Source organism: Chryseobacterium arthrosphaerae (assembly GCF_001684965.1).
GTDB classification, from domain to species: domain Bacteria; phylum Bacteroidota; class Bacteroidia; order Flavobacteriales; family Weeksellaceae; genus Chryseobacterium; species Chryseobacterium arthrosphaerae.
The window spans coordinates 1-254 of sequence record NZ_MAYG01000026.1 but is presented as its reverse complement, the minus strand read 5'-3'; the positions used below and the strand labels follow the sequence as shown (position 1 = coordinate 254).

Annotated in this window: 1 rRNA gene; it reads right to left on the bottom strand. The window is 39.8% G+C overall.

Features of this window, described 5'->3' with window-relative positions:
• Positions 1–138: 138 nt before the first annotated feature.
• A 16S ribosomal RNA gene (locus BBI00_RS20990) occupies positions 139–254 on the bottom strand; the annotation flags it as partial.

Here is a 254-nt window from a genome sequence, read left to right as displayed (position 1 = left end):
TTTTCTCTTCCCGTTTACTAATTTCTAGTGGGTTTTGTATTTGTAATATATCAACCAAACAAAAAACTAAAGCTATGCTTTAAGTAAGTATAATGTATCTTACGATACTGATTTTGTTTAACGTCTTAAGACGCTCTAAAATGAGATGTTCCAGCCGCACCTTCCGGTACGGCTACCTTGTTACGACTTAGCCCTAGTTACCTGTTTTACCCTAGGCAGCTCCTGTTACGGTCACCGACTTCAGGTACCCCAGA